Below are 12389 nucleotides of genomic sequence, written 5' to 3'. Positions count from 1 at the left end.
GTAGTTCGTCCCTACGCCGCGCGCACGCCCTTCAGGAACGTCCCGACTTCGCCGGAGAGTTGCTCGGCCTGTTTAGAGAGGCTGCTAGCCGCCGCAAGCACCATGCCGGCGGCGTTGCCGGTCTCGTTGGCGGCGGTGGAGACGCCGCCGATATTGGTGGTGACTTCCTTGGTCGCCTCCGCGGTCTGCGAGACGCTGCGGGCGATCTCGGCGGTGGCGGCGCCTTGCTCTTCGATGGCGGCGCCAATCGAGGTGGCGATCCGGCTGACCTCCTCGATGGTGGCGGTGATGCCGCCGATGGCGTCCACGGCCTCCTTTGTCGCGCCCTGGATCTGCGCGATCTTGTCGCCGATCTCGCGGGTGGCTTCCGCGGTCTGGCTTGCCAGCGACTTCACCTCAGAAGCGACGACGGCAAAGCCGCGGCCGGCTTCGCCGGCGCGGGCGGCCTCGATGGTGGCGTTGAGCGCGAGCAGGTTGGTCTGGGCGGCGATGTTGGAGATCAGCTCGGCGACATGCTCGATCTGCTGGGCGCCATCCGAGAGCGCGCGCACGATGGTATCGGTGCGGCGGGCGCTGTCCACCGCACGTCCCGTGACTTCGGCCGATTGCGCGACCTGTCGGCTGATCTCGGTGATGGAGGAGGAGAGCTCCTCGGCGGCAGCGGCAACCGTCTGGACGCGCTGGCTGGCTTCGGTGGCGGCGGAGCCGACCACGGCGGCGCGGCGGTTGGTGCCTTCGGCGGTGGACGACATCGACTTCGCGGTGGTCTCGAGCTCGCCGGAGCCCGAGGCCATCAGGCCGACGAGCTGGCCGACGGAGGCGTCGAAGCGATCGGCGAGCGCGATCAGGGCCTCGCGCTTCTCCTGCTCGCTGCGCAATTTGGCGGCGACCTGTTCGGCCTCCAGATTGCGCGCCGTCAGCGCGGTCTGCCTGAGCACTTCGAGCGTCTCGGCCATGCGGCCGATCTCGTCGCCGCGGTCGGTCTCCTCGACCGGCTTGTCGATGGCGCCTTCGGAAATCGCCTGCATGCGGTTCTTCTGGCGGTCGAGTGCGCCGAGCACATCGCGGGCGATCAGCCAGGACAAGGTCGCCATCAGCAGCATCAGGCCGACGCCGATCGCGGCGAGCTCCAGCGTCAGCGCGCGCACGTCGGCGTCGATGTCGTCGACGTAGAGGCCGTAGCTGATCGTCACGTTCCAGGGAGCGAATTTGCGCGTGAACACGGTCTTGCGCACGGGCTCGGTCTGGCCGGGGCGGGGATAGAGATAGGAGGCCACGCCGCCCTGCGCATTCTGATTGGCCGCGTTGAGGATGGCGTCGGCGATGAGAACGCCGTTGGAGTCGGTCGCGCCGGTGATCTTGCCTTCAAGCTGCTGGTTGGCGCCGTTCACGAACAGCGAGGTGTCGGGATTGTAGACGACGGGGTAGCCCTGGCCGCCGTTGAAGCTCATGCGGCGTCCGCGCTGGTGGAACTGGGCCTTGGCCTCGGCCTGCGTCACCTTGCCGGCGGCGACCTCGTCCTGGAGCGATTGTGCGTAGTTGTAGAGCAGCTCCACCGCGGTCCGCATCTGCTGGACGCGGTCCTCCATCATGCGGCTCTTGCTGAGCACGGCCGATACGCCGATGATGGCCGTCACCGTGAGCGCCGCAAGGCACACCATGCTGGCGAGCTTGGTGCGGATCTTCAGATGGCTGAGCAGCTTCATCGCGGCCTCTACGAATGGTTGTTATTGCTCGCGTCGGTAGCATGAAGTTCTTACCAATCATGAATGGACGCGTGCGACGCGCTGCCGCGTGCAGCACCTTTCGCAGCCGGATGCGCAATCCTGCAGGCAAATCGGCGTGTTTTGGCGTCCACTGCTGCGGACTCCAGGGAAAATCGATCTTGGACTTTGGTAGCTACAGGGTGGGGCCGGATCCGCAATGAATCGATTCGTTCATCGCATCATCATGTCCGTGCTGCTCGTCGTGGCCCTGGTTCTGATCTGGAATGTGCTGGGGACGCGCTGAAACGGCACCGGCGGGTCTGCCGGTGCCGTCCTGCTTGCGAGGTGATCTGTGGGCGCCTCAGCGCCGCGCGAACGCGCCGCCGGCTGCGCCGCTCTCCTTGCCCATCGCGGCATCGACGCTGATCGGACCGCCGCCGGCGGCCGACAGGTAGAGGCAGGCGAAGCAGAACAGGATCGCTGCGGTGCCGCCATTGAGCAGCGGCAGGAACACCGGCGCATCGCCCCTGAACATGTGCCCCATGAAGTAGGCGAACGCCATTTCACCCGAGAGGATGAAAGCGGTGAGGCGCGTGAACAGGCCGATCATCAACAGCCCACCGACCACCAGTTCGATCGTCCCGGCCGCGCCGTAGAGTGACATCAGTTCGACTTTCGCGAACATCGGCACAGGCGGGAACTTGAACAGCTTGGCGATGCCGTACTGGAACAGCAAGAGACCGGTGATGAAGCGAAACAGGCTCAGCAGAACCGGTTGAAAGCGAGAGAGAAAAGAAAAGTCCATTGGTTTGCCCTCCATCCAATGCAGCGACTTGGACCGCATTCGGTTCCTCCTCGCAAGCCACCTAGCATCAATTCCGCGCTGACATTTTTGTCATGTCGGACATAACACCGCAGGCCGGGGTTTCAGCCGCGTGCAGCCCGTATTTTTTGCGCGTATTCGCACCAGTCCCATCCGTAATTTTCCGGTGGCGCGAATGCGATCAGGTTACCCCTGTGATACCTAGCGCCGCAAGGCGGGCACAATCAGGAATGGAATCATTCCGAGGATCACGCTCGCAAGTGCGAAGGCGAGCAGCGCGTTGTAGCCATGGGTCGCGTCATGGATCAGGCCGCCGCTCCAGGAGCCGAATGCCGAGCCGAGACCGCTGCCGATCGAGATCGTGCCGTAGATGGTGCCCACGCGCTTGCCCTGAAAGATCCGCATCGCGGTGGCGCTGATCAACGGACCGCGCGAGCCCATCATGCTGCCGAAGCAGACGACGAAGCCGGTGAGCAGGAAAATGTTCGGCGAATACTGCAGCAGCCAGAGCAGGGCAATGCCGAGGATCGAGATCGCGTAGCTCAAGAGCACGGACGGCCGGCGTCCGATTAGCCCGTCGAGCGCGGAGACGCCGAGCATTCCGAACACCAGCACGACGCCGGAAAATCCCCAGGCGGTCGCGGCCTGGAGCGGCGGAAAGCCGGCATCGATCAGATAGGCCACGATTTGGGCTGCGATCGCATACATGCCGACGGCGGTGAAGAAGAAGGTTGAGAACAGCGCCCAGAAAGCATGGTGGCGCATCGCGCGTAGCAGCGTCCAGCCGTTGTCGACGAAGTCAGGATCGGTCTTTTTCACGACATGCGGCGAGCCCGTAGCGAACAGCCGCCACGGCAAGAGCAGCAGCGGCACAAGCAGGCCCAATGCCGCGAAGCCGAACAGCTGGTAGGTGCCGCGCCAGCCGATATGATCGATCAGCAGCTGCGAGGCCGGCAGCAGCGCGAGCACGCCGCCGCCCATCGCCGAATACACCACCGACATCGCCGTCGGCAGGCGCGGCCCGAACCAGCGGCCGAGCAGGATCGAGTTCGGCACGATGCCGATGAAGGCGATGCCGATGCCGACGCAGAGGCCGATCGAGAGCTGGAACTGCCACAGATGCTGCGCGTGCGCTGCGATCAGGAAGGCGGCGCCGAGCAGCAGCAGGCCGAGCGCATAGACGATGCGCGGTCCGGAATGATCGAACAGGCGTCCGACGAAGGGGGCCGTGAGGCCGCTCGCGAGCCAGGTGAGCGAATAGACCGAGACGATCTGCGCGCGGTCCCAGCCAAAACTTTCCGAGATCGGCTTCAGGAACACTGTAAAGCTGTCGCCGAGCCCGCGTCCCAGCACGGCCAGCGTGAAGCAGAGGGCGAGCACGGTGAGCGCGATGCGGACGGCACCTTGCGGTGTCGCCACGCTTTCGTTCTTGGACACTTCCTTGGGCGTGTTCTGGTCCATTGCCGGTCAGGGAGCGCGCTTCGACGCGCCCTGACAAGCATCAAAAGCTCATACGCCTATGCAGGCTTGATGAGGACGTGCTTCTTCTTGCCGAAGGAGAGCTTGACCACGCCTTCCGGCGTCAGATTGGCCACCGATAGCGCCATCTTCTCGTCGGTGACGGGCGCGTCGTTGACGCGCAGGCCGCCGCCCTTGATCTGGCGCCTCGCTTCGCCATTGGAGGCAACCAGGCCCGCCTTGACGAAGGCGTTGAGCACGCCGAGGCCGGCGTCGAGTTCGCCGCGCGGAATTTCCACGGTTGGGAGACTCTCCGCCAGCGCGCCTTCCTCAAAAGTGCGGCGCGCGGTTTCGGCTGCTTCGTTTGCTGCGTCGCGGCCGTGCAGCAGCGCGGTCGCCTCGGTCGCGAGCACCTTCTTGGCCTCGTTGATCTCCGAGCCGCCGAGCGCCTCGAGCTTCTTGATCTCAGCCATCGGCAGCGTCGTGAACAGTTTCAGGAACTTGCCGACGTCGGCGTCCTCGGTGTTGCGCCAGTACTGCCAGAAGTCATAGGGCGAGAACTGGTCGGCATTGAGCCAGACCGCGCCTTGCGCAGTCTTGCCCATCTTGGCGCCCGACGCCGTCGTCAGCAGCGGCGTCGTCAGCGCGAATAATTGATGGGTGCCCATGCGGCGGCCGAGATCGACGCCCATGATGATGTTGCCCCACTGATCCGAGCCGCCCATCTGCAATTTGCAGCCGGTGCGCTTGGCGAGCTCGACGAAGTCGTAGGACTGGCAGACCATGTAGTTGAACTCGATGAAGCTCATCTCCTGCTCGCGCTCGAGGCGCAGGCGCACGGAGTCCATGGTCAGCATGCGGTTGACCGAGAAGTGCCGGCCGACGTCGCGCAGCATCTCGATCCAGTTCAGCTTGGTCAGCCACTCCGCATTGTCGAGCATGATGGCGTCGCTCGCACCGTTGCCATAGCGCAGTACCTTCGCGAACACGCCGCGGATCGATTCCTTGTTGGCCTCGATCTCGGCGACGGTGCGCATCGCGCGCGTCTCGTCCTTGCCGGAGGGATCGCCGACCATAGTTGTGCCGCCGCCCATCAGCGTGATCGGCTTGTTGCCGGACTGCTGCAGCCAATGCAGCATCATCATGGTCAGGTAATTGCCGATGTGCAGCGAGCGGGCGGTGCAATCGTAGCCGACATAGGCCGTCGCCTCGCCCTTGGCGGCGAGGGCGTCCAGCCCCTCGAAATCGGAGCACTGGTGGATGAATCCACGTTCCTGCAGGGTGTTGAGGAAATCCGATTTAAATGCAGTCATCTGTCGGCGTGCCTGACAATTCTTGGTTTACTGTTTCGGGAGCAATTTAAGAGTCTTCCGTGGGAACTCGGTTGCTGCCCGCCACTTGGCGCTGTGGCATTATAAGATGTGTCCCTCTGGCACAAGATCGGCATGCCGGAGGGGGTCTGTTGAGGACGCTGATCCATGATGTTGACGGCACTCGGTTTGATGAGCGGCACCTCGCTGGACGGGGTGGATGTCGCGCTGATCGAAACCGATGGAAAGCAGGTGAAGGCGTTCGGGCCGTCCGGCTACCGGCCCTATAGCCCGGCCGAGCGCAACCTGCTGCGCCTGGCGCTAAGCGAGGCCGTAAACTTGACGCAGCGCGAGGCCCGGCCGGGGATCCTGGCCGAGGCCGAACGCGCCGTGACGCTGGCCCACGCCGAGGCGGTGGCCGCCTTCGTCGCTCAGAACCGGATGAGGCCGGAGGACATCGACATTGTCGGTTTCCACGGCCAGACCGTGCTGCACCGCCCCGAGAAGCGGCTGACGGTGCAGATCGGCGATGCGCTGGCGCTGGCCAGGGCGATCCATATCCCTGTGATGTACGACTTCCGCGCCGCCGACGTCGAGGCCGGCGGGCAGGGCGCGCCGCTCGTACCGGTCTACCACCGGGCGCTGGCCAATTCGCTGGAGCGCGAGGGGCCGATCGTCGTGGTCAATATCGGCGGCGTCTCCAACATCACCTATGTCGACGGCAACGACACGCTGATCGCCTGCGACACCGGGCCGGGCAACGCGCTGCTCGACGATTTCATGTACCGCACCATGAACCAGGCCTTCGACGCGGAAGGCAAGTTCGCAGCGCTCGGCAAGGCGGATGAAGCCTGGATCGCCCGTGCGCTGGAATTGCCGTTCTTCGCAAGCCCGCCGCCGAAATCGCTCGATCGCAATGACTTTGCCGCGCTCAAGCTTGGCGACGTGGCGCCGGCCGACGGCGCGGCCACACTGACGGCCTTCACCGCTGCCGCGATCGCCCGGGTCATTCCGCTGCTGCCACGCCGGCCGCGCAGCTGGATCGTCTGCGGCGGCGGCGCCCGCAACCTCACGATGCTGCGCATGCTGCGGGACCGTGTGGGCTCGGCCACCGTCGAGGCCGCCGAGACGCTCGGCTGGGCCTCCGACGCCATCGAGGCACAGGCCTTCGGCTTTCTCGCCGCGCGCGGCCTGAAGGGCCTGCCGCTGTCCTATCCGGCCACCACGGGCGTGCCGATGCCGATGACCGGCGGGGTGATTGCGCGGCCCTGAGGCGAAGGCGAATGATGCAGATGCATGGATCTTGACGAGTGAATGCAAGTGCATCTATATTGAATGCAGTTGCATCGAACCGCCGGGATCGCGCCATGACCACTTCACTGAAACTGATCAGCCACAAGCTTTGCCCGTACGTGCAGCGCGCGGTGATCGCGCTGAAGGAGAAGGGCGTGCCGTTCGAGCGGATCGACATCGATCTCGCGAGCAAGCCCGACTGGTTTCTCAAGCTGTCGCCGCTCGGCAAGGTGCCCGTGCTGGTCGTGACCACCGAAAAGGGCGAGGTCGCTCTGTTCGAGAGCAACGTGATCTGCGAGTACATCGAGGAGACGCAAGCCGGCGCGAAGCTGCATCCGGCGGATGCCTTGAAACGCGCCGAGCACCGCGCCTGGATGGAGTTCGGCTCGGCGATCCTCGGCGATCTCTGGGGATTGGAGACGACGACCGATCCGGCGACCTTTGAGACCAAGCGCCAGGCGCTTGCGGCGAAATTCGCGCGCGTCGAGGCGGCGCTCGGCGAAGGCCCGTTCTTTGCGGGCGATGCGTTCAGCCTGGTTGATGCCGTGTTCGCCCCGATCTTCCGCTACTTCGATCTGTTCGACGAACTGACCGAGCACGGCATTTTCCACGACGTGCCAAAGGTTCGCGCATGGCGCGCCGAGCTGGCAAAGCGCTCGAGCGTGCGGACCGCAGTTGGCGACGATTATCCGCAATTGCTGCGCGCCTTCCTCGTGCGCCACGACGCGCATCTGCTCAAGCTCGCGGCCTGAGCGCGCCGATGTCGTCCTCTGTGGCCTGGCTGATGCTGGTGATCGCCGGCGCGCTCGATGTCGGCTGGGCGATCTCGATGAAATATGCGGAAGGCTACACGCGCGCGGGCTGGAGCCTCGCCTCGCTGGTGCTCCTCGCCGCCTTCGTCTTCCTGCTCGGGCGGGCGTTGAAGGTGCTCGAGGTCGGCGTCGCCTATTCGGTGTGGACCGGCATTGGAGCTGCCGGCACCTTCGTCATGGGCGTCGTGCTGTTCGGCGAGACCTTGAGCGCGATGAAACTTGCGGGCATCGCGCTCGTCTTGATGGGGATCGTCGCGCTGAAGCTGGCTTAGAGCTGAGCTTCGTTCGTAGCCCGGATGGAGCGAAGCGCAATCCGGGGCCATGTCTCAGCAGATGGAGTTTCCCGGATTTCGCTGCGCTCCATCCGGGCTACAAGACCTCAGAGACGAGGCGTTACCGCACGTTCGCCAGACGCATGTCCAGATACGCCGTGATGGTTTCCATCAGCGGCTCGAGCTTGGCGTCGAAGAAGTGGTTGGCGCCGGGGATGATCTGCTGGTCGATCACGATGCCCTTCTGCGTCTTCAGCTTCTCGACCAGCGTGTTGACGTCTTTCGGCGGCACCACCGCATCCTTCTCGCCATGCACGATGAGCCCAGAGGACGGGCAGGGCGCAAGGAACGAGAAGTCGTAGAGGTTGGCCGGCGGCGCGATCGAGATGAAGCCCTCGACCTCGGGACGGCGCATCAGGAGCTGCATGCCGATCCAGGCGCCGAACGAGAAGCCGGCGACCCAGCAGGCGCGCGCTTCGGGATTGATGGTCTGCGCCCAGTCGAGGGCTGCCGCCGCATCCGACAATTCACCAGTGCCGTGGTCGAACGAGCCCTGGCTGCGGCCGACGCCGCGGAAATTGAAGCGCAGCACCGAGAAGCCGCGATGCGCGAAGGCGTAGTAGCACTGGTACACGATCTGATGGTTCATCGTGCCGTGAAACTGCGGATGCGGATGCAGGATCATCGCGATCGGCGCGTTCTTCTGCTTGGCCGGATGATAGCGGCCTTCGAGACGGCCGGCGGGGCCGGCAAAAATGACTTCAGGCATTGATGGTCTCTTGATTGATGTGCTGGAGCGAGGATTCTCGGCAATCAACCGATTGTGGCTTCCCCGGCGGATGCCGACGAAAGCGCGAATGAAGGGTGAGAAGGCGTGCGCCTCGCGGTGATGCGCAAACGGCGCGCGGTGACTTGACGGCCGCGTTCTAACATAGGCTGCGGGGCAAAAAGCAAGCATCTTCGACATCTCTCAATGTGCTCAAGAGCTTAGCGCGTCATTTCGGCGTCACGTGCCGGCTCGTCCGCCGCTGCCAGGCTCGCGGCCTGTGTGGTAACCAATTGAAATCACGTCTTTTTATCGGTTGGCCGGCGATGCCGGGACGATTCATGCAGGGGCGGTGCGGCCTCCGAGCGAGGCGACCGAGGGGCGGTAGCGCCGGCTGCCGCCAAGCGTCTGCCCGTTGTCGAATGTGAGCTCGAAGTCTCCTGACGGCTTGAACTCCACACTGCTCACCCGGCCCAGATTGGCGAGCCTGGTTCGGTGAACGCGCACGATGGCGAAGCGGGCCAGTTCGCTTTCGGTCGCCGCAAGCGTGCCCCGGATCAGGTGCTGCGTGCCGTTGGCGAGGCTGTATTCGATGTAATTGCCGGCGGAGGCGACCCACAGGATGTCGCGAGGGGCGACGCGAATGCGGCTTGTGCCGTCCCGGAGCCAGATCAGATCGGGGGAGGATTGCTCCGGCCGAGCGCCCTGCATGGATGCGGCCGCGAGTGCGGCCTTCCTGAACTCGCGCCGGCTTTCGATCAGCCATAGCGTTGCGCCAAGCAGGAAGACGGTCACGGCATCCTTGCGGAACTCGTACAGGACCGTCGCGAGCGAGAAATGGAAGTCGTAGGCACTTCCCGCGAGCCAGAGCGCCAGTTTCCGGAGCCACACCATGCCGGTGATGTGGAGGGCGGAGAAGCCGAGCAGGGCGACCGCCGCGATTCCCGCACGCGCCGCCAGGCCGGGTGCCTGCCGCATGCGCCGGACGGCCCAAATAAGGATCGGCACCAGCAGCAGGATGACGATGATGCTCGACAGCTCCCAGAACAGCCGCCGGCCGACATCGGAGCTGTCGCCGCGCCAGGCGGCGTCCTGCGCGCCGGAGAGCGCATTGACGATGCCGATGGCAAGCGCGACCGCCGCGATCGCTCCGAACATCGTCCAGTCGCCACGACTGATCCCGCCGCGCCAACCGCTCGTCCCGGCGGCCGACGCCTCGTCCCGTCGCGCCCGGTCCTGATCCCAAACCGTCTCGACGCGCTCCGTTTCGGGAGCATTTTGGCTCTCAGCCATGGCCCGAAAACCGCGTTTGCCGTGCCATCAGGGAGCAGAGAACCATGTCAACACCGCAGCAACTTTCAGCCCGGGAACGACGCATCGATCTGGATTGGGTGCGGATTTTAGCCTTCGGGCTCTTGATCTTCTACCATGTCGGCATGCTCTACGTGTCCTGGGGATTTCACATCAAGAGCGTGCATCGGCTGGCCTGGCTCGAGCCGGTGATGCTGCTTCTCAATCCCTGGCGGCTGTCGCTCCTCTTCCTGGTCTCCGGAGTCGCCAGCCGCTTCATGCTGGGAAAGTACCAACTCGCGGCCTTCGCCCGCGCTCGGTCGGCGCGGCTCCTGATCCCGCTGGCCTTCGGCATGCTCGTGATCGTGCCGCCGCAGTCCTATCTCCAGATCGTCGAGAGCCTCGGCTACTCCGCGGGTTTTGCCGACTTCTACGTCCAGCACTACCTCGCGTTCAGCGCGCAGTTCTGCCCGACTCCCTGCATCGTGCAGCCGACCTGGAACCACCTTTGGTTCGTGGTCTATCTCTGGGTCTACACAATGGCCTTGGCCGGCGTGCTGGCGTTGTGGCCGGCTGCCGCGGATTGGGTTGGTGAGAGGCTCGGGCGCGTGTTCGCCGGACCGTGGCTGCTGGTGCTGCCGTGTCTGCTGTTCGCAGCCTGGCGGTTGTTCTTGTTTCCGGTCTTTCCGTCAACGCATGCGCTGTTCGGCGACTGGTACAACCATGCCGACTATGCGACCGCGTTCCTGATCGGCTTCCTGCTTGCGCGCCAAGACGGGATATGGCGCGAGGTCGAGCGACAACGGTGGGTGGCGTTGGCCGTTGCGGCCGCCTGCTTCGCCGCCTTCATCCTCGTTTGGGCCGGCTTGTTCGCGCCGGCACCGATGCTGCGGTGGTTGGCGAGCTCCGCCTACGCCTGTTATCAATGGCTTGCCATGGTCGCGGTGCTCGGTTTTGCGCGGCGCCATTTGACGGCGGATGGTCCGGTGCGCCGCTATCTCACCGATGCGATCTTTCCCTATTACATCGTGCATCAGACTGCGATTATTGTGATCGCGCACGCGCTGCGGGGCAGCGGGCTGTCAGCCGGAAGCGAAGCCGCCCTGGTGATATCGGGCACCGCGCTCACTTGTCTGGTCACCTACGAGGTCGCGCGGCGGATCGCATGGCTGCGGCCGCTGTTCGGGCTGCGGATGGAGGCCGGATCCTCAGGCAGGATTGCGCAGCAGCAGCCGGCCTGATGCGCGCCGGGGCCGATTGGCGCGATGGCAAAAGGTGCTAAGAGGGCGCCATGCCGAGCCGCGTTTATCTCGATTGGAATGCGACCACGCCGCTGCGCCCCGAGGCGCGGGCGGCGATGCTCGCGGCCTGGGACCTGCTCGGCAATCCCTCCTCGGTCCATGCCGAAGGACGCGAGGCGCGGCGGCTGGTCGAGGACGCCCGTGCCGCGCTCGCGGCTGCGGTCGGTGGGCTGCCGCGCAATGTCGTCTTCACCTCCGCTGGCACCGAAGCCAATGCGCTGGCGCTGTCGCCCGGACTGCGGGGAAAGGCCAGTGGGCCCGTCGAGCGGCTGCTGGTCTCGGCCGTCGAGCACGCCTCGGTGCTGTCAGGCGGCCGGTTCCCGGCGGACAGGATCGGCCATGTCAGGGTGACGCGCGCCGGCGTGGTCGACCTCGATCATCTGAGAGCGCAGCTCATGGACGGACCGCCCACGCTGGTCTCGATCATGGCGGCCAACAACGAGACCGGCGCGCTCCAGCCGGTCGTGGAGGCGGCACGGATCGTCCACGAAGCCGGCGGCCTCCTGCACGTCGATGCGATCCAGGCGATCGGCAGAATCGCTTTTAATATTAACGAGGTAGGCGCGGACCTTGCGACCTTTTCTGCGCACAAGATCGGCGGCCCCAAGGGTATCGGCGCGCTGGTCGTGGCGGAGGGGATCGCCGGCCTGGAGCCACTGCTGAGAGGGGGTGGGCAGGAGCTCAACCGCCGCGCCGGAACCGAGAATGTCGCGGGCATTGCCGGCTTCGGCGCCGCCGTGAAGGCAGCGCTTCAGGCTCTGCCGGAGGATGCTGAACGCATGGCAACCCTCAGAGATCGCTTGGAAAATGGCATCAAAGCAATCGCCGGAGCGACGGTGTTCTCGGACGATGTGGAGCGGTTGCCCAATACCACTCTGTTCACGGCGCCCGGCCTCAAGGCCGAGACCGCCGTGATCGGCTTTGACCTCGAAGGGATCGCGGTGTCCTCCGGTTCGGCCTGTTCCTCCGGCAAGGTCCAGCCGTCCCACGTGCTGTCGGCCATGGGGTATGACCCCGCGGTGGCCCAGGGAGCGGTGCGCCTCAGTCTGGGCTGGTCCACGGAACCTGAGGACATCAATAGGGCGTTAGAGGCTTGGCGAAAGCTCGGTAATACCCTACTTAAGAGCTAAGGTGACGAAACACGGCTTGAACGGTTCTAAGCACGTGCTTTCCGCCCAGAAACATCGTAATAGTCGTCCAAGTTTGATCCACCGCGGTCCTTGAAACCGCGAGCGGAGGATGGAATGCCAGCCGTACAAGAGACGGTCGAGCGCGTGAAGCGCATCGACGTCGACCAGTATCGTTATGGGTTTGAGACCCTGATCGACTCCGAGAAGGCCCCCAAGGGGCTGTCGGAA

General features: G+C 64.8%; 11 protein-coding genes. 5 read left to right on the top strand and 6 right to left on the bottom strand.

Translation table 11 applies throughout. The annotated features are described in order from the left end of the window. Positions 1-11: 11 nt before the first annotated feature. The 4 genes from JQ592_RS31660 to tyrS all read right to left on the bottom strand — a co-directional run bounded on the left by JQ592_RS31660 (position 12) and on the right by tyrS (position 5300). Positions 12-1706 carry a methyl-accepting chemotaxis protein gene (locus JQ592_RS31660; protein WP_211406656.1) on the bottom strand — a complete coding sequence of 565 codons (1695 nt, stop codon included), beginning with the start codon at positions 1704-1706 and terminating at the stop codon, positions 12-14. A 361-nt stretch (positions 1707-2067) separates the two neighbouring features. Then, positions 2068-2511 carry a DoxX family protein gene (locus JQ592_RS31655; RefSeq protein WP_211406655.1) on the bottom strand — a complete coding sequence of 148 codons (444 nt, stop codon included), beginning with the start codon at positions 2509-2511 and terminating at the stop codon, positions 2068-2070. Positions 2512-2730: 219 nt separating this feature from the next. Next, on the bottom strand, positions 2731-3990 hold the full coding sequence (locus tag JQ592_RS31650; protein ID WP_211406654.1) for an MFS transporter: 1260 nt from the start codon (positions 3988-3990) through the stop codon (positions 2731-2733). Positions 3991-4046: 56 nt separating this feature from the next. Then, the gene (gene tyrS / locus JQ592_RS31645; RefSeq protein WP_211406653.1) at positions 4047-5300 is read right to left on the bottom strand and encodes a tyrosine--tRNA ligase; all 1254 of its coding nucleotides are present in this window, start codon (positions 5298-5300) and stop codon (positions 4047-4049) included. A gap of 165 nt (positions 5301-5465) precedes the next feature. Between tyrS and JQ592_RS31640 the strand changes: the two genes are divergently transcribed. The 3 genes from JQ592_RS31640 to JQ592_RS31630 all read left to right on the top strand — a co-directional run bounded on the left by JQ592_RS31640 (position 5466) and on the right by JQ592_RS31630 (position 7674). Next, the gene (locus JQ592_RS31640) at positions 5466-6569 is read left to right on the top strand and encodes an anhydro-N-acetylmuramic acid kinase (protein WP_211406652.1); all 1104 of its coding nucleotides are present in this window, start codon (positions 5466-5468) and stop codon (positions 6567-6569) included. A 95-nt stretch (positions 6570-6664) separates the two neighbouring features. After that, positions 6665-7342 carry a glutathione S-transferase family protein gene (locus JQ592_RS31635; protein WP_211406651.1) on the top strand — a complete coding sequence of 226 codons (678 nt, stop codon included), beginning with the start codon at positions 6665-6667 and terminating at the stop codon, positions 7340-7342. 8 nt (positions 7343-7350) lie between these two features. Beyond that, positions 7351-7674: a DMT family transporter gene (locus JQ592_RS31630; RefSeq protein WP_211406650.1), complete on the top strand. Its 324-nt coding sequence runs from the start codon at positions 7351-7353 to the stop codon at positions 7672-7674. Positions 7675-7795: 121 nt separating this feature from the next. On the opposite strand, the gene JQ592_RS31625 is transcribed toward JQ592_RS31630, so the two are convergent. Continuing rightward, positions 7796-8443 (bottom strand): alpha/beta hydrolase, encoded by a 648-nt coding sequence (locus JQ592_RS31625; RefSeq protein ID WP_018641706.1) that lies wholly within the window; start codon positions 8441-8443, stop codon positions 7796-7798. Positions 8444-8779: 336 nt separating this feature from the next. Next, positions 8780-9733, bottom strand: a complete 954-nt coding sequence (locus JQ592_RS31620) for a LytTR family DNA-binding domain-containing protein (protein ID WP_211406649.1) — start codon at positions 9731-9733, stop codon at positions 8780-8782. A 44-nt stretch (positions 9734-9777) separates the two neighbouring features. Between JQ592_RS31620 and JQ592_RS31615 the strand changes: the two genes are divergently transcribed. Both JQ592_RS31615 and JQ592_RS31610 read left to right on the top strand, forming a co-directional pair. Then, entirely contained in the window at positions 9778-10971 is a 1194-nt protein-coding gene (locus tag JQ592_RS31615) for an acyltransferase family protein (protein WP_211406648.1), read from the top strand. Between the two features lie 50 nt (positions 10972-11021). Further along, positions 11022-12161: a cysteine desulfurase family protein gene (locus tag JQ592_RS31610; protein ID WP_211406647.1), complete on the top strand. Its 1140-nt coding sequence runs from the start codon at positions 11022-11024 to the stop codon at positions 12159-12161. Positions 12162-12389: the final 228 nt, after the last annotated feature.

Origin of the sequence: Bradyrhizobium iriomotense (assembly GCF_018129405.1) — a bacterium.
Taxonomy (GTDB): Bacteria; Pseudomonadota; Alphaproteobacteria; order Rhizobiales; family Xanthobacteraceae; genus Bradyrhizobium; species Bradyrhizobium iriomotense_B.
Note: the sequence above shows the minus strand (reverse complement) of the source record. Positions and strands in the feature narration are given on the sequence as shown.